At 42.3% G+C, this 21,076-nt stretch carries 19 protein-coding genes and 1 other annotated feature; of the genes, 7 read left to right on the forward strand and 12 right to left on the reverse strand.

Annotated features, from left to right (window positions below; genetic code table 11):
- Nucleotides 1-344 precede the first annotated feature (344 nt).
- The gene (locus AAC854_RS16450) at nt 345-512 is read left to right on the forward strand and encodes a hypothetical protein (protein WP_340618066.1); all 168 of its coding nucleotides are present in this window, start codon (nt 345-347) and stop codon (nt 510-512) included.
- A gap of 6 nt (nt 513-518) precedes the next feature.
- Here AAC854_RS16450 and clpB read toward each other — a convergent pair whose 3' ends face one another.
- From clpB to rluD, 3 genes are all read right to left on the reverse strand, one after another.
- The gene (gene clpB, locus AAC854_RS16455; protein WP_340618067.1) at nt 519-3,092 is read right to left on the reverse strand and encodes an ATP-dependent chaperone ClpB; all 2,574 of its coding nucleotides are present in this window, start codon (nt 3,090-3,092) and stop codon (nt 519-521) included.
- Nucleotides 3,093-3,221: 129 nt separating this feature from the next.
- Entirely contained in the window at nt 3,222-3,968 is a 747-nt protein-coding gene (gene yfiH, locus AAC854_RS16460) for a purine nucleoside phosphorylase YfiH (protein WP_340618068.1), read from the reverse strand.
- Between the two features lie 4 nt (nt 3,969-3,972).
- Complete coding sequence (gene rluD / locus AAC854_RS16465) at nt 3,973-4,950, reverse strand: 23S rRNA pseudouridine(1911/1915/1917) synthase RluD (RefSeq protein ID WP_340618069.1); 978 nt, start codon at nt 4,948-4,950, stop codon at nt 3,973-3,975.
- A gap of 147 nt (nt 4,951-5,097) precedes the next feature.
- Here rluD and bamD point away from each other — a divergent pair, with 147 nt between their 5' ends.
- From bamD to pheA, 3 genes are all read left to right on the forward strand, one after another.
- Nucleotides 5,098-5,820 carry an outer membrane protein assembly factor BamD gene (gene bamD / locus AAC854_RS16470; RefSeq protein ID WP_340618081.1) on the forward strand — a complete coding sequence of 241 codons (723 nt, stop codon included), beginning with the start codon at nt 5,098-5,100 and terminating at the stop codon, nt 5,818-5,820.
- A gap of 435 nt (nt 5,821-6,255) precedes the next feature.
- Nucleotides 6,256-6,588 (forward strand): ribosome-associated translation inhibitor RaiA, encoded by a 333-nt coding sequence (gene raiA / locus AAC854_RS16475; RefSeq protein ID WP_092521344.1) that lies wholly within the window; start codon nt 6,256-6,258, stop codon nt 6,586-6,588.
- 150 nt (nt 6,589-6,738) lie between these two features.
- Nucleotides 6,739-6,861, forward strand: a sequence feature (Phe leader region).
- A gap of 65 nt (nt 6,862-6,926) precedes the next feature.
- Nucleotides 6,927-8,081: a bifunctional chorismate mutase/prephenate dehydratase gene (gene pheA / locus AAC854_RS16480; protein ID WP_340618070.1), complete on the forward strand. Its 1,155-nt coding sequence runs from the start codon at nt 6,927-6,929 to the stop codon at nt 8,079-8,081.
- 61 nt (nt 8,082-8,142) lie between these two features.
- On the opposite strand, the gene tyrA is transcribed toward pheA, so the two are convergent.
- Nucleotides 8,143-9,264 (reverse strand): bifunctional chorismate mutase/prephenate dehydrogenase, encoded by a 1,122-nt coding sequence (gene tyrA / locus AAC854_RS16485; RefSeq protein ID WP_340618071.1) that lies wholly within the window; start codon nt 9,262-9,264, stop codon nt 8,143-8,145.
- A 5-nt stretch (nt 9,265-9,269) separates the two neighbouring features.
- Entirely contained in the window at nt 9,270-10,364 is a 1,095-nt protein-coding gene (locus AAC854_RS16490) for a 3-deoxy-7-phosphoheptulonate synthase (protein WP_340618072.1), read from the reverse strand.
- 551 nt (nt 10,365-10,915) lie between these two features.
- Between AAC854_RS16490 and AAC854_RS16495 the strand changes: the two genes are divergently transcribed.
- On the forward strand, nt 10,916-12,259 hold the full coding sequence (locus AAC854_RS16495) for an anaerobic C4-dicarboxylate transporter (RefSeq protein WP_340618073.1): 1,344 nt from the start codon (nt 10,916-10,918) through the stop codon (nt 12,257-12,259).
- Between the two features lie 174 nt (nt 12,260-12,433).
- Here the strand turns inward: AAC854_RS16495 and rplS are convergent, their stop codons facing one another.
- The 5 genes from rplS to ffh all read right to left on the reverse strand — a co-directional run bounded on the left by rplS (nt 12,434) and on the right by ffh (nt 15,956).
- Entirely contained in the window at nt 12,434-12,787 is a 354-nt protein-coding gene (gene rplS, locus AAC854_RS16500) for a 50S ribosomal protein L19 (RefSeq protein ID WP_010845356.1), read from the reverse strand.
- Nucleotides 12,788-12,851: 64 nt separating this feature from the next.
- Nucleotides 12,852-13,604 (reverse strand): tRNA (guanosine(37)-N1)-methyltransferase TrmD, encoded by a 753-nt coding sequence (trmD, locus tag AAC854_RS16505; protein WP_340618074.1) that lies wholly within the window; start codon nt 13,602-13,604, stop codon nt 12,852-12,854.
- Nucleotides 13,605-13,641: 37 nt separating this feature from the next.
- Nucleotides 13,642-14,190, reverse strand: coding sequence for a ribosome maturation factor RimM (rimM, locus tag AAC854_RS16510; RefSeq protein WP_340618075.1), 549 nt, complete (start codon nt 14,188-14,190; stop codon nt 13,642-13,644).
- A gap of 18 nt (nt 14,191-14,208) precedes the next feature.
- Nucleotides 14,209-14,457 (reverse strand): 30S ribosomal protein S16, encoded by a 249-nt coding sequence (gene rpsP, locus AAC854_RS16515; protein ID WP_047961642.1) that lies wholly within the window; start codon nt 14,455-14,457, stop codon nt 14,209-14,211.
- A gap of 137 nt (nt 14,458-14,594) precedes the next feature.
- Nucleotides 14,595-15,956: a signal recognition particle protein gene (ffh, locus tag AAC854_RS16520; RefSeq protein WP_340618076.1), complete on the reverse strand. Its 1,362-nt coding sequence runs from the start codon at nt 15,954-15,956 to the stop codon at nt 14,595-14,597.
- Between the two features lie 250 nt (nt 15,957-16,206).
- Between ffh and AAC854_RS16525 the strand changes: the two genes are divergently transcribed.
- A complete protein-coding gene (locus tag AAC854_RS16525; protein ID WP_340618077.1) occupies nt 16,207-16,998 on the forward strand; it encodes a cytochrome C assembly family protein in 792 nt (263 codons plus the stop codon).
- A 53-nt stretch (nt 16,999-17,051) separates the two neighbouring features.
- Complete coding sequence (locus tag AAC854_RS16530) at nt 17,052-18,347, forward strand: HlyC/CorC family transporter (RefSeq protein WP_340618078.1); 1,296 nt, start codon at nt 17,052-17,054, stop codon at nt 18,345-18,347.
- Nucleotides 18,348-18,572: 225 nt separating this feature from the next.
- Here the strand turns inward: AAC854_RS16530 and luxS are convergent, their stop codons facing one another.
- Together luxS and gshA are read right to left on the reverse strand one after the other, a co-directional pair.
- Nucleotides 18,573-19,088, reverse strand: a complete 516-nt coding sequence (gene luxS, locus AAC854_RS16535; RefSeq protein ID WP_340618079.1) for an S-ribosylhomocysteine lyase — start codon at nt 19,086-19,088, stop codon at nt 18,573-18,575.
- A gap of 162 nt (nt 19,089-19,250) precedes the next feature.
- Nucleotides 19,251-20,813, reverse strand: a complete 1,563-nt coding sequence (gshA, locus tag AAC854_RS16540) for a glutamate--cysteine ligase (protein WP_340618080.1) — start codon at nt 20,811-20,813, stop codon at nt 19,251-19,253.
- Nucleotides 20,814-21,076 lie beyond the last annotated feature (263 nt).

Genomic DNA, 21,076 nt, shown 5'->3' on the forward strand with positions numbered 1-21,076 from the left:
AGCGTTCAATCTGAGCCATGATCAAACTCTTCAATTAAAGGTTTGATGCTCAAAGAATTAAACTGTTGTTAGTTCGTAATGAATTAACTGTTCAGTCACTCTTCAAGACTTGTTATCTTTTTCGCCTTTCGGCGTGGATAGTGTCTTGCGAGTGCCCACACAGATTGTCTGATTAAATTGTTAAAGAGCGTTGGCAACCGGCAGTTCTCTGCCCGGTTGCGAGGCTGCGTATCTTACGCTTTTCGCCTCAAGTGTCAAGCCTTATTTTTCAAGGCCTTTCACTTTGTCATCTCGACAGGTTTGTGTGTTTGTCGTGACAACGGATGCGCATTATAGGGACTTTTGTGATACTGGCAACAGTTATTTTAAAAAAACCGCCCAACCGCTTACTTATCGCCCAAAACAGCCTGATTCGATGTTTTATTAGTCTACAAAAAGAAAAAGAAAAAGAGGTGGTTTTTCCACCTCTTTTTATCTTCATTGCCTCTTTAACTAAAAGAGGCTCTAAGTAAACAGTATTATTGCATTGCAACAATACGGTCATTTTCCAGCTCCAAGGTCACCAATTTGCCCGGAATCAACTTGCCAGAAAGAATTTGTTGAGCCAGTGGATTTTCAATTTCTTGCTGAATAGCGCGTTTTAATGGACGAGCACCATATACAGGATCAAAACCAGCTTCACTCAGTTTCTCCAATGCGGAAGGTGTCATTGTAACCTGATAACCCCGTTCTTCCAGACGCTGATATAAACGTTGCAATTGAATCTTCGCAATAGATGTTAAATGTTCCTTTCCTAATGGATGGAATACAACGACTTCATCAACACGGTTAATAAACTCAGGTCTGAAATGATGACCAACTACTTCCATCACCATATCTTTCATTCCTATATAATCCAGTAAACCAAAACGCTCCTGAATCATATCTGAACCTAAGTTAGAGGTCATAATCACAACCGTATTACGAAAATCAACCGTTCTTCCCTGACCATCGGTCAAACGACCATCATCCAATACCTGCAACAATATATTGAAAACATCTGGGTGTGCTTTCTCTACTTCATCCAGCAAGATGACAGAATAGGGACGACGGCGTACAGCTTCTGTCAGATAACCACCTTCTTCGTATCCAACATATCCTGGAGGAGCGCCTACTAATCTTGAAACGGCATGTTTTTCCATAAATTCCGACATATCGATACGCACCATGGCATCATCGCTGTCGAATAAGAAATTAGCCAGCGCCTTACATAATTCTGTTTTACCAACCCCAGTCGGCCCTAAGAACATAAAAGAGCCAATTGGACGATTAGGATCAGATAATCCCGCTCTGCTACGACGAATTGCATTCGATACGGCATCCACAGCTTCATTTTGCCCGATAACGCGTTTATGCAATTCTTGCTCCATGCGCAGCAATTTGTCTTTTTCACTCTCCAACATTCTGGAAACAGGAATTCCTGTCCAACGAGCAAGTATTTCAGCAATTTCAGCATCCGTGACTTTATTACGCAGCAGTTTCATATGACGATTTTCTGCTGCTGTTGCCGCTGTCAGACGTTTTTCCAATTCTGGAATTTTTCCGTACTGAATTTCAGACATTTTGGCCAAGTCACCACTACGGCGAGCTTTTTCTAACTCAATACGTGCATGTTCTAATTCAGCCTTGATATTCTGAGTGCCACTAAGTTCTGCTTTCTCAGCTTTCCACTCTTCTTCCAGCTCAGAGTATTCACGCTCTTTTTCCGCCAATTCTTCATTCAGCATCTCTAAGCGTTTCTTACTGGCATCATCAGACTCTTTTTTCAGTGCCTGCTGTTCAAGCTTTAATTGAATAACACGGCGTTCCAGACGATCCAATGCTTCTGGTTTAGAATCCATCTGCATACGCAGGCTTGCCCCTGCTTCATCAATCAAATCAATTGCTTTATCAGGCAGCATACGATCGGAAATATAGCGATGAGATAATGTTGCTGCCGCAACGATTGCCGGGTCGGTAATCTGTACATGATGATGCAATTCATAACGTTCTTTGAGCCCACGCAGAATAGCAATGGTGTCTTCAACAGTAGGCTCTGCGACGTAAACCTTTTGGAAGCGACGCTCCAAGGCGGCATCCTTTTCAATGTACTGCCGATATTCATCCAATGTCGTCGCACCAACACAATGCAGTTCACCACGAGCCAGAGCGGGCTTCAGCATGTTACCGGCATCCATTGCACCTTCAGCTTTACCCGCTCCGACCATGGTATGCAATTCATCAATAAACAGGATAACTGAGCCTTCCTGTTTGGCGAGATCGTTCAAAACACCTTTCAAACGTTCTTCAAATTCACCGCGGTATTTCGCACCCGCCAACAGCGCGCCCATATCAAGGGATAAAACACGTTTGTTTTTCAATCCTTCAGGAATTTCACCGTTAACAATGCGCTGTGCCAGACCTTCAACAATGGCCGTTTTCCCAACACCCGGTTCGCCAATGAGAACGGGATTGTTTTTAGTTCTACGCTGTAACACCTGAATTGTGCGACGAATTTCTTCATCACGCCCAATAACAGGGTCTAATTTGCCTTGTTCAGCACGTTCAGTCAGATCAATTGTATATTTCTTTAATGCCTGTCGCTGATCTTCTGCGCCTTGATCATTCACGTTTTCACCACCACGCATTTGTTCTATTGCCTTAGTGATTTTATCTTTATTTGCCCCAACAGCTTTCAGTATGTCACTTAATGTTCCACGTTTTTCTACCGCTGCCAGAACAAAGAGTTCAGAAGAAATAAAGTTATCGCCTGCTTTTTGCGAAAGTTTGTCACACAGGTTTAAATAACGCCCCAGCTCATTGGATACCTGAACATCCCCACCGTTGCCCTCTACTTTTGGCAATCGGTTCAGAGCCTGACTAAGTTGATTATTAAAGCCATCCGTATCCACCCCTGCTGACACCAATAAAGGACGGACAGAGCCACCTTCTTGATTGAGCAATGCGCTCATCAAGTGGATAGGTTCAATGAATTGATTATCACGCCCTAATGCGAGGGATTGGGCGTCAGCGAGAGCAAGCTGGAATTTATTGGTAAGACGATCCAGACGCATAACACCTCCAATACTGGTCAGAATTTGCTACTGGAGATTAGATAAGGCCATTCTTTAAATATTCAAGGTTTTCTGAAAAGTTAATTGGAAACTGACCGCCATACGCCAAAGATCGTCCTGTAAATTAGGTTATCGCAACCAGATTAAAGTTGCCATTCGCCCAGTGTTACCATCACGACGATAAGAGAAAAAGTTTTTTTCTTCTGTGACTGTGCATGCAGTTCCACCGAAAATGTCTGTTATCCCTACAGACTGCAATTTTAATTTAGCCAGTAAATAAATATTTGCCAGAAATTTATCACCATAAGGTGTGAAGGCTTGCGCTAGATCAGAATTGGTCGCAATGAAAGCGTCCCTGACTTCATTGCCTACCTCAAATTTTTCAGGGCCAATCGCTGGCCCTAACCACACGCGGATCATTTCAGGTTTTGCATTAAATCGAGATACCGTATTTTCCAATACTCCTGCACATAACCCACGCCATCCGGCATGAGCTGCTGCAACCTCATCTCCTGAAATACTGCAAAATAATACGGGGAGGCAATCTGCTGTCATAACAGCACAAACCTGCCCCAGAATATTAGTGTAAACGGCATCAGCCTGATTATTTTCCTGTGATTGACCATCCTCTGACTGGCCACCAAGAGTGATAACACGTGTTCCGTGTACCTGTTCCAACCAAGTGGGATGTTGCGGCAATTGAGCATATTCAACCAGCAATGTTCTATTCCGCTCGACACTTTCTGGATTGTCTCCAACATGAGTACCCAAGTTTAAACTGTCATATGGAGGCAGGCTTACGCCCCCCATGCGGGTTGTGCTACAAGCGCCAACATTATCAGGTTGCGGCCAATCAGGAAAAATCAGTGATGTCATTTACCTACCAGTCCATTTCATCTTTGAAAGTTTCAGCGTCTGCTTTCATTACTTCAATCAATTTAACCATGTCATCCGGGAGCGGTGCATGCCATTCCATTTCAATACCCGTGATCGGATGGTAAAGGCGTAACATGGTGGCATGCAATGCTTGCCGATCAAAGTTGCGCATCACTTCGCGAAATTCGTCTGAAGTTCCTTTTAAAGGACGAGGACGTCCGCCGTACAGAGGATCTCCAACCAAAGGATGTTTAATATGCGCCATATGTACACGAATTTGATGCGTCCTGCCTGTTTCTAAACGCAAACGCAAACGGGTATGTGCACGAAAATGCTCCATAACTCGATAATGAGTAACAGCAGGTTTTCCCATAGGATGTACTGCCATATGTGTCCGCTTAGTTGGATGACGGGAAATCGGTTCTTCTACCATTCCACCAGCTGTCATACACCCCAAAGCTACAGCTTCATACTCACGTGTGATTTCACGTAATTGCAGGGATTCCACCAATCGAGTTTGGGCTGGTACAGTTTTTGCGACAACCATCAATCCTGTCGTATCTTTATCGAGACGGTGAACAATACCTGCTCGGGGCACATCCGCAATTTCAGGGTAACGGTATAACAGCGCATTCAATACTGTACCATCAGGATTACCTGCTCCGGGATGAACAACCAAATCTCGTGGTTTATTGATTACCAGAATATCGTCATCTTCATAAACAATATTCAATTCAATATCCTGTGGTTCCCAACGTGCATCTTCTTCAATGATAGCATTGATGGAAATTTCTTCACCGCCCAGCACTTTTTCTTTTGGTTTATTAATTAATTTACCGTTAACTTGAACTTTATTATCCAAGATCCACTCTTTTATACGTGATCTGGAATAATCGGAGAACAATTCGGCCAAAGCTTGATCTAAACGTTGACCAAGCTGAGATTCAGCGACTATTGCATTAAGTCGGATTTGTTGTGCCATATATAATTTCTATATTTTACGTTGAGTTTTGACGGCGAGGCCGTTTCATTTAAAATAGTGTGCTATTGTAACTCTATATTTTGCCGGGAGCTTCACGGACAGTCTCCCAGAAAACACTCAGAGGATAATCAACACGTGATGATTCGCATGAAATATCTGGTGGTAGCGACCACATTGAGCCTGGTTTTATCTGGATGCTCCAGCAATAAGGATGCTGTTCCCGATATCCCGCCATCTCAAATTTATTCAATCGGGCAGGAAAAGCTACAAGAAGGTAACTATAAAGCGGCTATCAAGCAATTGGAATCCCTTGATAACCGTTATCCTTTTGGGCCGTACTCCCAACAAGTTCAGCTTGATTTGATCTACGCCTACTACAAATCAGCAGAATTTCCACTGGCTCTCGCATCCATTGACCGTTTCATGCGCTTGAACCCAACCCATCCTAATATCGACTATGTAATGTATATGCGTGGATTAGTTTCACAAGCTCTCGATGATAGTGCATTACAAGGCTTTTTCGGTATTGATCGTTCAGATCGTGACCCTGAGCATGCCCGTGCCGCATTCCGTGATTTCAATCAGCTCGTGCGTTACTATCCAAACAGTCAATATGTAGCCGACACTACCAAGCGTTTAGTATTCCTTAAGGAGCGCTTGGCTAAGTATGAACTTGCCGTCGTGAAATATTACACTAAACGCAGCGCTTATGTAGCAGTTGTCAATCGCGTAGAACAAATGTTACGAGATTATCCTGATACTAAAGCGACTTTGGAAGCCCTCCCTTATATGGAATCAGCTTATAAGGAACTGGGGTTAACGGCTGAAGCCAATAAAGTGGCACAACTTATCGCAGCCAATCCTGCATAAAGTTAAACCTCACAAGGTTTAAACAGGCGTTCAAAAACAGTAGCTAAACAGCTGCTGTTTTTTTATGGCACTCGATTTCTGCTCTTTAGTTAGCGGACTAGCGGACTAGCGGACTAGCGGACTAGCGGACTAGCGGACTAGCGGACTAGCGGACTAGCGGAAAATTAGAATGATTTTAACTACATTTACAATACTTTCATGATGAAAATAATTCACATTATAAAATTATAACGTAATTTATAATACCACAACTGACTGATAATGACGCAGAATGCACCACTCCGCAACAAAAATTATCCATAACTTCCTCGACTATCACAATTCTGTCACTTGCTTTCGAAATCGCACAACAAAAGTGATTTAGATCATTCTTTTTGCGCAAAAGCGCGGTATGCTGGATTCATTGAGGACGGAGTAACATTAAGAGGTAACTATATGTTAGTAAACATTACCAGTAAGCAAATGGAAATTACCCCCGCAATTCGTAGCCATGTAGAAGACCGTCTAAATAAGTTGAGCAAATGGCAAGTCAACCTAATTAGTCCACATATTGTACTATCAAAAGAGCCGCAAGGATTTTTGGTTGATGCCACAATTGGCACACCGAATGGCACATTGGTTGCCAGTGCCAAACATGAGGACATGTATGCTGCTATCAACGAACTACTCACAAAATTGGAGCGTCAGCTCAATAAAGTACGACATAAGGCAGAAGCTCGTCGCGCAGATAACAGTGTAAAAGAGTCCAATCTTAATCTGGAAGTATAACCATCCCTTATTCTTGTTCTAACGCGCTCATTGAGCGCGTTTTTGCTGCCTGCAATATAAAAGCGATAAAAGCCTTCTGTTGACACTTCCCTTCAAATAGGTTAATTAAAGTACATTATTAAATGTGTAAAGTAATGCGCTAACAAATCAAATGACTATCAATTTGTCTTTCTTATTTTTCTTTTTCACCTTCTCATAAGGAGGTTGTTTCGTTTTAAGAAGAAATCAAGAAGACGAACAAAAAACCTCCCTACCGATGGGAGGTTTTTTTGTTTACAGGTTATGAACAATATCCACAACACAGCCGATCCCCATGATAAGAAGGTCAGGAACATGCTATGGAACGAGATTTAATTAATTTACGAGAAGAGATTAGTAATATTGATGCGGATCTACTGGACTTACTCGCTAAACGTCGGCAGTTAGCCAGCAGTATCGCTCAAACCAAACTTCTCGATCACCGCCCTATTCGAGATAAAAACCGTGAACGAGAGCTATTAAGCGTACTAACTGATAAAGGTAAGTCCCGTGGTTTAGATGGATTGTACATTACCCGGCTCTTTCAGATGATCATTGAGGATTCAGTGCTCACCCAACAAGCTTTGTTGCAACAGCACCTGAATCAAACACCTTATGATTCTGCCCGCATTACTTTTCTTGGGCCAAAGGGTTCCTATTCTCATATTGCGGCTCGCCAATTTTCTGCCCGTCATTTTAATCAGTTGGTTGAGTGCAGTTGCCACAAATTCCCTGATATCTTTTCATTGGTTGAGATTGGTCAGGCAGATTACGGCATTCTACCACTGGAAAATACAAGTTCCGGGGCGATCAATGAAGTTTATGATTTATTGCAACATACATCTTTATCCCTTGTTGGCGAGATAACCCTGCCAATCAACCACTGTTTATTGATTTCCGGGCAGACTGAGATTTCCAGGATAAAAACCGTTTATAGTCACTCTCAACCTTTTCAACAGTGTAATCAATATCTTAATAAATACCCTCACTGGAATATTGTCTATTGTGAAAGTACAGCCGCCGCTATGCAGAAAGTCGCTGAACTCAACTCACCAGAAGTAGCAGCATTAGGCAGCGAAGCAGGTGGAGGGCTTTATGGATTACACGTTTTAGAAAACAATCTAGCTAACCAGCAAGACAATAGTACCCGCTTTATTGTTGTTGCCCGCAAATCTATTGAGGTATCTGACCAAGTTCCAGCCAAAACCACGTTTATCATGTCAACAGGGCAACAAGCCGGTGCACTGGTTGATGCGCTAATTATTTTGAAGAAGCACGATATCGTCATGAGTAAGCTGGAATCCCGGCCAATAAACGGTAAGCCGTGGGAAGAGATGTTTTATATCGATGTACATGCCAACCTGCGCTCCATGAAAATGCAACAAGTACTCAAAGAACTGTCAGAAATTACCCACTTTTTGAAAGTGTTGGGATGTTACCCATCAGAGAATGTCATTCCTATCGATCCAATCTAACAATAAGCAACCGGATGGAAACATCCGGTTTTAACATATGATAAGCATACTATGGTGTTTGCTATATTCTGCTATCACTGGCCTGTTGCAAAAGAGTCCTGCTTTCTTTCATAAAGCGGTTTGCTTCATCGCCAAACCATTCACTGACTTGGTTAAAACTCGCAATAAATGTCGATTTATCCTTATCTTCCAATATTTCCAAAGCTTGTCCAAAACTTTGATGATAACGACGGATAAGTTCAATATTCTCAGGGCTGGACATAATGATATCAGCATATAATTGGGGATCTTGTGCAAACAACCGTCCCACCATCACTAGCTCCAATCTGTAAATAGGTGAAGAAAGTGAAAGTAACTGCTGTAAATCAACACCTTCTTTTGCAAGGTGTCGGCCGTAAGAAAAAGTAGAGAAATGACGCAGAGCCTGAATGAAACTCATATTTTTATCATGCTGCTCTGCGCTGATTTGATGCAATCTCGCACCCCATACCGATATTTGTTCCAAAAGCCATTGATATGCTTCTGGATAACGCCCATCACAATACACAACGACTTGTTTAGCAAAGCTACCTACATCTGGCCCAAACATAGGATGCAGCCCTAAAACAGGCCCTTGATGCACATCAAGCATCGCATTTAATGGTTTGTGTTTGATAGAAGCAAGATCAACCAAAATACATTGTTCCGGCAAAGGAGGTAAACGACGAATAATTTCTTCCGTCAAATGAATCGGAACACTGACTATCACCATTCCGGCATCAGCCAATATCTCTTCGGCGTGATCCCAATCCCCAGCCTCAAGCACTCTCACGTCATAACCTGACAGAGTCAACAATCGGCTGAATAGTTTACCCATTTTGCCTGAACCACCGACGATCACTACAGGCCCCAAATCAGTGCAGAGTTTTTTAAAACCTTTGTTATTTTCGCTGACATAAGATTCCCGCATAATACGGCGCAAGATATCTTCGATCAGATCAGGCGGAATCCCCATATCTTCAGCCTCCTGACGACGGGATGCCAGCATTGCCGCCTCCCTGTCAGGTGCATAAATCGGTAAACCCAGTTGGCTTTTAACTTCCCCAACCTGTGCCACTAAATTCAGGCGCTTCGCCAGTAAAGCTAATAAAGCTTTATCTACCTCATCAATTTGTTCCCTCAATTGTGACAATTCTTCTGCCATATTGATTACCCTGCTTTTTTCATCATCGTGTTTCGGTGGGCCAAATGTGGAGCAATTTGTTGATGTAGTTTTCTTAATACCTGCTCCGTAGTCTGCCAGTTAATGCAGGCGTCAGTTACCGACACACCATATTTCATATCGGTACGGGGCTGTTCGGAAGATTGGTTGCCTTCGTTAATATGGCTTTCCAACATGATGCCAATGATGGACTGATTTCCAGACATAATCTGCTCAGCAACAGAATCCACTACAATGTTCTGACGACGAAAATCTTTATTAGAATTACCGTGACTACAATCAATCATCAGCGATGGCATCAGCCCTGCTTTCACCATTTGGCGTTCACAGTCAGCAACATGTTCAGCACTGTAATTTGGTGCCGCTCCACCACGTAAGATCACATGCCCGTTCGGATTCCCTTGGGTTTGTAGCAAACAAACCTGACCTGACTGATTGATGCCCATAAAGCGATGAGGCATTGCAGCAGCTTTCATGGCGTTAATTGCGGTATTCAAATTACCATCAGTACCATTTTTAAACCCAACCGATACCGATAAACCCGACGCCATTTCCCGATGGGTTTGAGACTCAGTTGTTCTTGCACCAATCGCTGACCAACTAAACAAATCGCCCAAATACTGTGGATTATTGGGATCAAGCGCTTCATTCGCCAAAGGTAATCCCATTTCGACCAGATTTAATAACAGGCGACGGGCAATATGCAGTCCTGCGTCCATATCAAACGAACCATCCATGTAAGGATCACTGATTAAGCCTTTCCAACCGACCGTTGTACGAGGCTTTTCAAAATAAACACGCATCACAATATATAGACAATCACTCAATTCAGCAGAGAGCATTTTCAAACGGCGGGCGTAATCCAAGGCAGCATCCACGTCATGAATTGAACATGGGCCACATACCACTAATAAACGAGGATCACGATGCTGAATGATATCAGCAATAGTATTACGCGCGTTTGTGATGGCATGCAGATCGTTGCTACTCAATGGGTATTTCTGTTTCAATTCTTCTGGCGTGATAAGAACCTGTTCACCGAGAATATGAACGTTATTAAGTGCATCTTTTTGCATGATCATTTCTATACCTGCCTTGTCTTGTCCATTTAGAGTTTTTTTAAGTGTCTGCTGGATAACATACCATGCCTCGTAAAGAATACAATCCATAGGTGTAAATAAGCCCCATTTATTGTAAATATATATTTACAATAATATGACTGCATCATTACTATCCATAAAGAAATAATTTATTACATTTCTAGTTTAAAAAAGTAACATATGAATAAATTTAAACGTTATTTTTTTGTGAATTGAATTTCACAATTTTATCCACATGGAAATATTTTATTAACCTTCTTTTATCTATTTACTAATAAGATAAATTTCTTTTAAAATCATCTAATAAAAACAAGATCTCAATCCCATTTTTATATCTGGTTTTTAATAATATTAATGTATGTTTTTAGTGTTCTTCTGAAACTATAAAACAACATTTATAAAGAACAACTATACCCAATAGATTTCAAGTTTTTAAAAACAAAACTGCAACTTGAAAGATAACGGGTAAGTAATGCAGATCAAAAAACCTGTATTACCCGTTTTTATTTATTAATCATTTATTAAGGACAGATATGATAACGCTGCAATTTACCATAATAATCATATGCTTATTAATCGGTACGCGTTATGCGGGAATGGGATTGGGACTGATCAGTGGTATTGGGCTTTTTATACTGACATTTGTTTTCGGCTTGGAACCCGGTAAGCCTCCTGTTGATGTGATGCTCACTATTCTTGCTGTAATTGGTTGTGCTTCTGTTTTACAAACAGCAGGTGGACTGAATGTCATGATGCAATTTGCAGAACGTCTTCTGCGCCGCCATCCACAGCACATTACCCTTTTGGCGCCATTGACAACTTGGACGCTGACTTTTCTTTGTGGTACAGGGCATGTGGTGTATACCATGTTTCCAATCATTGGTGATATCGCCCTGAAAAAAGGTATCCGCCCTGAACGTCCAATGGCGGTTGCTTCTGTCGCTTCCCAAATGGCAATCACAGCTTCTCCAGTTTCTGTCGCGGTCGTCTCTTTAGTGTCAATTATTGCTGCCAGCCATGGTATTGGCCAAGCTTACGGAATTTTGGAAATTTTGGCAGTTTCAATACCTGCATCACTGACAGGAGTAGTACTTGCTGCACTATGGAGCTTGCGCCGCGGGAAAGATCTGGACAAAGACGAGGAGTTTCAGGAAAAAATCAAAGATCCAAAACAACGTGAGTTTATTTATGGCAGTTCAGAAACGTTATTAGACCAAGTGTTTCCTAAACAGGCTTATTGGGCAACCTGGATTTTCTTTTCTGCTATTGCGGTTGTGGTCTTATTTGGTGCATTTACAGACCTGCGCCCAGCCTTTGAAACAAATGGAACGTTAAAACCCCTCTCCATGAATCTGGTGATCCAGATGATGATGTTAATTGCAGGAGCCATCATGCTGATGGTATGCAAAGTCAAAGCCAATGAAATCGCCAACGGCGCAGTGTTCAAAGCAGGTATGGTTGCCATTTTTTCTGTCTTTGGCGTGGCATGGATGAGTGATACCTTCTTTCACTCACATCTGGGTGAATTAAAGCTCGTTTTAGAAGATGTTGTTCAGGCACAACCATGGACTTATGCCCTGGTGCTGTTCTTAGTATCAAAATTAGTTAACAGCCAGGCCGCTGCATTAACAGCGATTGCCCCAATGGGGTTACAACTTGGCGTTGATCCCAAACTTCTGATTGCTTTCTTTCCTGCTGCCTACGGCTATTTCGTTTTACCTACTTACCCAAGCGATCTGGCTTGCATCGGTTTTGATCGTTCAGGCACAACAAAAATCGGGAAATTCATCATCAATCACAGCTTTATTCTGCCCGGATTGATTAGTGTCAGCAGCGCCTGCACAGTTGGATTCATTTTGGTCAGTGCTTTTATGTAATGCTTAATTAGATCAGAAAAAAAGCAAATTAATAGCCCGCTTATTAAAGTAAACTCCGAAAGTTGGACGCTTTATATGGCGGGTTATTCATTGGATATAAGTCCATTAATAACTTAAAAAAGGCCAGCAAATTGCTGGCCTTTAACGATAACTTTCGGATGTAGCAAAAGCGTATTATTTCGCGTTCAGACGCTCTTTAATACGAGCAGCCTTACCAGAACGCTCACGCAGGTAGTACAGTTTAGCTCTGCGAACAGCACCACGACGTTTAACGTTGATGCTGTCTACGACTGGGGAGTGAGTCTGGAATACACGCTCAACGCCTTCGCCGTTAGAAATCTTACGAACAGTAAATGCAGAGTGCAGACCGCGGTTACGAATCGCAATAACCACGCCCTCGAATGTCTGCAGACGCTTTTTAGAACCTTCAACGACCCATACCTTAACTTCCACGGTATCACCCGGACGGAATGAAGGTACGTCTTGCTTCATCTGCTCTTGTTCAAGTTGTTTAATAATGTTGCTCATAATAACTCTCTTACCCTAGGTAAACTGATATATCAAAGACATTCCTTTACAGGATATGTCTGGATTAATTCATTGCCTGATCCTGATATTCACGTTGGAATTCAGCCAGCAACATCCTTTGCTCGTCAGTCAGAGCTAGGCTTTCTAGAAGTTCGGGCCTTCTTAACCAAGTTCGGCCAAGCGATTGTTTCATCCGCCAGCGATTAATTTCGGCATGGTTTCCCGACAGAAGAACCGGAGGAACTTCCATACCGTCTAACACTTCAGGGCGAGTATAATGCGGACAATCCAACAATCCATCAGCAAATGAATCTTCTTCTGCTGATGCCTGACGCCCCAAAACCCCCGGAATAAACCGGGATATTGAGTCAATCATTGTCATTGCAGGAAGTTCTCCCCCGCTCAGAACGTAATCACCGATAGACCATTCTTCGTCAATTTCGGCTTGAATGACACGCTCATCAATACCTTCATAACGACCGCAAACCAGAATTAACTTCTCATTCGCTGCCAGTTCACAAACTCCCTGTTGGTCGAGTTTGCGACCCTGAGGTGAAAGATAAATCACCTTAGCACCATCACCCGCCGAAGCTTTGGCTGCATGGATGGCTTCCCGTAAGGGTTGCACCATCATCAGCATGCCTGGACCACCGCCATAAGGACGATCATCAACAGTACGATGTCGGTCGTAGGTAAAATCCCGTGGACTCCAACATTCGATACTGAGCAGGCCATTTTTTACTGCCCGACCAGTTACCCCGTAATCGGTTATTGCGCGGAACATTTCAGGAAACAGGCTAATAACCCCAATCCACATACTGCGTCCCACTCATTTAAACCGTTTTTACCGGAGATTAAAAACCAGGATCCCAATCTACCTCAATCGTTTTGGTAGCGAGATCGACTTTCTTGATAACCTGCCCATCAAGAAACGGAACTAACCGCTCCTTGATACCGAATGCATCTTTCAGGTTTGCTTTTATTACCATCACATCGTTAGAACCTGTTTCCATCATGTCATGAACGGTTCCAAGGTTGTAACCCGCAGTGTTTATGACTTGGCAACCAACAAGGTCTCTCCAATAATAATCACCGTCTTCCAGTTCTGGTAACTGTTGGGAATCCACTACAACTTCACAGTTAGTCAGTAAATTCGCTGCATCCCGATCATCAATATCTTTGATTTTGACGATAATATCCTGATTGTGGTATTTCCACGCTTCCAGCTCAACGTGTTGCCACTGACCTGAGCGTTGAATAAACCACGGTTGATATTCAAAAATGTCTTCGGCACGTTCGGTGGAAGAAAAAACTCTGAGCCAACCACGAATGCCATACGTCGACCCTAATTTCCCCAATACGATTGGCTCAACAGGGTGCTTCAGGCCAGATTGTTTGCTCATTGTTACCACCGTGACAGATTAAGCTGTTTTCTTTGCGTCTTTGATCAGTGCAGCAACACGATCAGACACAGATGCACCCAGACCAACCCAGTGTTCGATACGGTCCAGATCTAAACGCAGAGCTTCTGCATTTCCTGAAGCGATTGGGTTGAAGAAACCTACACGCTCAATGAAACGACCATCACGCGCATTGCGGCTATCGGTCACGACTACTTGATAGAACGGACGCTTTTTTGCGCCGCCACGAGCTAAACGAATTGTTACCATAACATCCTCATTAGTTAGCAAAACAACCAGACTCCATCGAGGAATGGAGTCCGGCTGTCCATTTAAAAGCCCGAAAATTTTACTCACTTTGGCGCAAAAAGCAATCCAAAGTACATTTTCTTTCGCGACTTTGTTGATTATCGCCCCATAAATCCAGGTGGCAGCATGCCTTTCATGCCTCGCATCATTTTTGCCAATCCACCTTTCTTCATCTTTTTCATCATTCTCTGCATTTCATCAAACTGTTTCAGTAAACGGTTAACGTCCTGCACTTGGGTACCTGATCCCATCGCAATACGACGCTTACGGGAACCTTTAATGATTTCTGGTTTTCCGCGCTCTTTTCGGGTCATGGAATTAATGATAGCTTCCATTTTAACCAGAACTTTATCATCCATTTGAGATTTGACCGCATCAGGGACTTGTGACATTCCCGGCATTTTGCTTAACATGCTAGTCATTCCGCCCATATTACGCATTTGTTTTAGCTGATCGAGAAAATCACTTAAATCAAAACCATCGCCTTTTTTCAGTTTTGAGGCCAGTTTTTCTGCTTGAGTACGATCAACCTTGCTTTCAATTTCTTCGATCAGTGAAAGCATGTCTCCCATGCCCAGGATACGGGATGCAATACGATCCGGATAGAAAGGCTCCAACGCATCCGTCTTTTCACCAACCCCAAGGAATTTGATTGGCTTACCCGTAATATGGCGAATAGAAAGTGCGGCACCACCACGGGCATCACCATCAACTTTAGTCAGGACGACGCCTGTCAATGGTAGAGCTTCATTAAATGCTTTCGCAGTATTTGCCGCATCTTGCCCCGTCATTGCATCAACAACAAACAGAGTTTCGACTGGTTTGATTGCTGCATGAACCGCTTTAATTTCATCCATCATCGCTTCATCAACATGCAAACGACCTGCGGTGTCGACTAACAGCACATCATAGAATTTCAGCTTAGCGTGTTGGATAGCTTTGTTGACGATATCAATCGGCTTTTCTTGCGGATTTGAAGGGAAGAAGTCAACTCCGACTGTTTCAGACAGAGTTTCAAGCTGTTTAATAGCCGCAGGACGGTAAACGTCTACAGAAACGACCAATACTTTTTTCTTATTTTTTTCTTTGAGCAGCTTACCTAATTTGGCAACGCTGGTTGTTTTACCGGCACCTTGTAAACCCGCCATCAGAACAACTGCAGGAGGCTGCGCAGAAAGGTTCAATTCACTGTTAACCTCTCCCATCGCCTTAACGAGTTCATTCTGAACGATTTTGACGAATTCCTGCCCCGGAGTCAGACTTTTGTTAACCTCATACCCCACTGCGCTCTCTTTGACGCGTGAAATAAAATCACGCACTACAGGCAATGCAACATCCGCCTCAAGCAAAGCCATACGAACTTCGCGCAGTGTATCTTTAATATTATCTTCAGTCAGCCGCCCGCGGCCGCTGATATTGCGCAGTGTGCGCGATAGTCTGTCAGTTAAATTATCAAACATTGTCTCAGCTCAGATATCTACAAGTGGGTCTACCTGTAAGGCAAATTTTATGAATTATAACACGATGATCATGTGATCTCTGCAAAGAGATTCCCAACTATGATTAACAATGGTTGGAGGCTCTTCCTGCTAGCGGTATACTTAAATTTTAAGTTCAATCCATACCCAATAGATTTCAAACTATAATTTGAATAACTTGAATAGTTTGAAGTAATAAAGGGTAAACACTATTGCGAAAACGATAAACGTTATGCTGGTATTTTCAATTATTGCTTTACTTGCTTATCTCATGAGCCTAACACTTGTTGTACCAGGTTTACTGCGCCAACAAAACAGTTATCAAAAACGGGCTCTTTTTTTCGCAATTGTGGCATTAGTCAATCACGCGATTGCATTAAAATATCAAGTATTTCATGTCAGCAGTGGCCAAAACCTTACGCTATTGAATTTAGGCTCAATCGTTAGTTTACTTATGTGCATCATCATGACGATCGTCGCTTTCCGTGGTCGTGCATGGTTTTTATTACCGATTGTTTACAGCTTCTCCATGATAAATTTGATATTAGCCAGCATGATGCCAGGAGAATTCATTACGCACCTTGAGGGCAGTGTCGAATTATTCATTCATATTGGGCTGGCATTACTTGGCTATGCCACTTTACTCATTGCCGCTCTTTATGCGTTGCAGCTTGGATGGTTGGATTATCAGCTCAAAAAGAAAAAGTTTTCCTTTACTTCTGGCATACCTCCATTGATGGTCATCGAGCGCAAAATGTTTCACATTATCCAAGTTGGTGTAATTTTACTAACATTGACGCTATGCACAGGTATCATGTACATGGATGATGTTTTCAGTAAAGAAAATATTCACAAATCCGTTTTATCTATCATTGCATGGTTTATCTACGTTATTTTGCTTTGGGGGCACTATCATGAAGGATGGCGTGGCAAACGCGTTATTTGGTTCAATCTGATTGGTGCGTTTATTCTGACTCTCGCTTTTTTCGGTAGCAGGCTATTGCAGGAAGCTATGGTTTATTAAGAGTTCAAAAGACCCATAGCCAGTTTGTATACATACTAGGAAGGAATTCTGTTTTGGAGCACGTTTCAACAGGCACACTGATTATAATTCTTATTGTTATGGTTTTCGTTTCGGCCTATTTCTCGGCCTCAGAAACCAGCATGATGACAATCAACCGCTATCGCTTACGTCATTTAGCTAAACAGGGGAGCAGCTCCGCACGTAGGGTAGAATCTCTGCTGCGTCACCCAGATAGGCTTATCAGCCTTATTCTTATTGGTAACAACCTCATCAATATTCTGGCATCTTCTCTCGCCACTATTGTTGGTATGCGCCTTTATGGCGATGCGGGTGTTGCCATTGCTACAGGCATACTCACTTTCGTGATCCTTATTTTCTCCGAAGTTATGCCAAAGACCATTGCGGCTCTTTACCCAGAAAAAATAGCATTTCCAAGTAGTTTCCTGCTGCGCCCACTGGAAAAAATCATGCTGCCGCTTGTTTGGGCATTTAATAAAATCAGCTTGCTGTTTATGCGTTGTCTGGGCATCAAAGTATCTAATATTCGTAATGATGCGGTCAGCAAGGACGAATTAAGAACAATCGTAAATGAATCAAACACCAATCTATCGCGCCGCAATCAAGACATGCTGATCTCAATATTGGATCTTGAGAAAGTCACCGTGGGCGACATTATGGTGCCTCGTAATGAAATTGTTGGTATTGATATTAATGATGATTGGAAATCCGTCATCAGGCAATTAACACATTCACCGCATGGACGAATTGTGCTTTATCGGGATTCCCTTGATGATGCCATTGGCATGCTACGGGTACGCGAAGCCTACCGATTGATGATGGAGAAAAAAGAGTTCACAAAAAGAAACTTAATTAAAGCAGCAGATAAAATCTATTTTATCCCCGTCAGTACTCCGCTGAATACCCAGCTTGTTAACTTCCAACGCAACAAGCAGAAAGTCGGTTTGATCGTGGACGAATATGGAGATATTCAAGGACTCGTCACTGTCGAAGATATTTTGGAAGAAATTGTTGGTGATTTTACCACGTCCATGTCCCCGACTTTGGCCGAAGAAGTTCTTCCACAAAGTGATGGCACCGTTCTGGTGGATGGTACAGCTAATATTCGTGAGCTAAACAAAGCCTTCAATTGGGCGCTCCCCGAAGATGGCCCAAGAACAATGAATGGAATGATTCTGGAAGAATTAGGTGAACTTCCTGAATTAAATGTTCAAGTACAAATTAACAAATATAATTTTGAAGTACTTTCCGTGCACGATAATGTTATTAAGCAAGTACGTGTAACACCAATGAACAAAAGAACGGAACAAGACATAAACTTCAGTGAATAATTTAGCCGTTTTTCACTCAGGATAACGTGTACCCAAAAGACAAGCGTATCACGCAGATACACCCTCGATAAGGATTCTTGACGGGGGAAACAGCAATATAAGACTGGCAAAAAATAAGCTAACTCTGTCAATCTAAAGTAGATCTGGCTGCTTAACAAAAGTTAAGCAGCCAGAATATAGAATGATAATCAAGATATTGTATCGCTTATCGACCTAATAAACAGACTAAACTCTAAGCTCTACAAGCTTTTCTTCAGGCAATGCTAATTCTTCGTTCAGATTAACGCGAACACCGGCATCAAGAATGCTCTGAGCAATATCTTGAGCTTCTTTTAATGAATGCATTTCATAAGTACCGCACTGATAAATGTTTAGTTCTGGGATCTGGTCCTGATTTTGAACTTTCAATACATCTGCCATCGCAGCTTTCCAAGACTCAGCTACTCTTAACTCTGTCGGGGCACCGATCAAGCTCATATAAAAACCAGTACGGCATCCCATCGGGGAGATATCGATAATATCAACACCGTCGCCGTTCAAATGATTACGCATAAAACCCGCAAACAGATGCTCAAGAGTATGAATACCCTTTTCTGGCATCACGGCTTTATTAGGAACACAAAAACGTAAATCAAATACGGTGATAGTATCACCATGAGGTGTTTCCATCATCTTGGCAACTCTAACTGCTGGAGCAGTCATACGAGTATGGTCAACTGTAAAACTATCCAATAAAGGCATAATCCTACCTCCTAGGGCATCAGATTTTTTAAGAAAATTTTTTCAGATAAATGAAACCTTTTTATTTGCGGCTGGTCATAAGATATGAAGACGCGCAAATTGTTATCATCCCTATTCTCTAAGAGATTTTATTCGGCCACCACTTGGTGGCCATTTTCTTTTTTAACACCCAGCATGAAGTTTTAGATAGTCATCAAAACTCATACTGTCTTGTTGCTCAAGATCGTGTTGCCTCAATACAGAAGCATCACGCTCAACAGAAAAACTTTCATCATTGTTCAAAATTGAGTAAGGCTCTTCAATCAATTCCTGACTGTATTTTTTTGCCAGTTTCAATCCAAAACCAACTATCCCCTGAGTTTTCATCTTGCCTAATACGCGCGCTGAAAACGTTAATGATGGATCTTCAAACATAATAATCAGTTCTTTACACACTGACTGATACTGAGTTCCTGAACAAGCATCCAAAACTTCAGCAACCCGCTCTAAATCCCGGAATAGTTCTTGCCCGACAGATTTAAGAGGTTGTTGTTCAATACCACTACCAATACCGATATGTAACCCTGGCTTACGGCCTTCCAAAATCACTTTATTCCAGTTACCGCGACAACACTCAAGCTCTTTACTTCCCATTTCAGGAGCATCAGCTAAAGCACACCATATCAAGAATAGGTCAAGAAAACGAATCTGAATTTCATCAACGCCAATCGGGGAGAAAGGGTTAATATCTAAAGAACGTACTTCAATGTACTCTATACCGCCCCTCAATAACGCATCAGAAGGCGACTCCCCCTCCAGAGTTACCCGTTTAGGGCGTATTGGTGCGTATAGCTCATTTTCAATTTGAAGGACATTCGTATTAAGCTGGAGGTACTTATCCCCTTTTTTGACGCCAATTGCCGCAAAATCAGCAGATGGTTTATGGATTGCTTTCTTAAGACCTTCTACATACGTATGGAGATTATTAAAAGTGATATTCAGATCACTTTGCGATTTGTTGGTATACCCTAGATCACTCATCCTCAGAGAAGTTGCATAAGGTAGGTAACAAGTCCCTTTTTCAGTTTTCTCAAAGGATAACGCTGTATTCCGCCCACGTAAAAATGAAGAGCAAATTGCCGGTGATGCACCAAATAAATAAGGGATCACCCAACCAAAGCGGTAATAATTACGGATCAGACGAAGGTATCCCTCTGAAATCTGCTCTTTTCCCGTTTCTGCATCTTTAATACCTAACCGTGCCTGCCAGAAACTTAGTGGAAGAGAAAAATTATAATGTACCCCTGAAATCGTCTGCATCAGTGCACCGTAACGGTTCTTCAATCCTTCACGATACAACGTCTTAAAACGCCCCACATTAGACGTACCATATTGTGCCAGAGTGATGTTTTCCTCATCGTCAATGAAACATGGCATACTCAAAGGCCACATTTTTTCATCACCCAGATTTCTCGCAGTATAACGATGTAAATCGTTAAGGAAATCAATGGTTCTATCTATGTTGTTATCAACAGGGGTAATAAACTCCAATAGAGATTCAGCAAAATCAGTTGTAATCCATTTATGCGTTAAAGAAGCACCAAGTGATTTTGGATGCGCCGTCTTAGCTAAATGACCTTCTGGAGTAACACGCAATGTTTCACGTTCAATGCCGCGACAAATACCATCTAACACAGTAGGATTTGCCTCTAGCCATGACAATGCTTTTGATACGTCCGGGATCAATTTGACCTCCGTGGAGTTTTGAAAAGATTATTACTAAGAGTTTACTTTATATGAAACAAGCCAAGTTGTCGCTGATTACATAGAGGTGATGACTTATCAAAGGTCAAATTACAATCAAATAATGATGAAGGGAATATTATGTTTCAAATAGCAATAAGTATCCCCCGGCATAGCCGGGGGTTTTTCATATGCGCCTATAAGGCTTTCTTACCAGCCGCGCCCTAACAGGCGCATCGCAATCTGACATTTGCATTCTATGGATT

The sequence above is a fragment of the Xenorhabdus entomophaga genome, from assembly GCF_037996725.1.
GTDB classification, from domain to species: Bacteria; Pseudomonadota; Gammaproteobacteria; order Enterobacterales; family Enterobacteriaceae; genus Xenorhabdus; species Xenorhabdus khoisanae.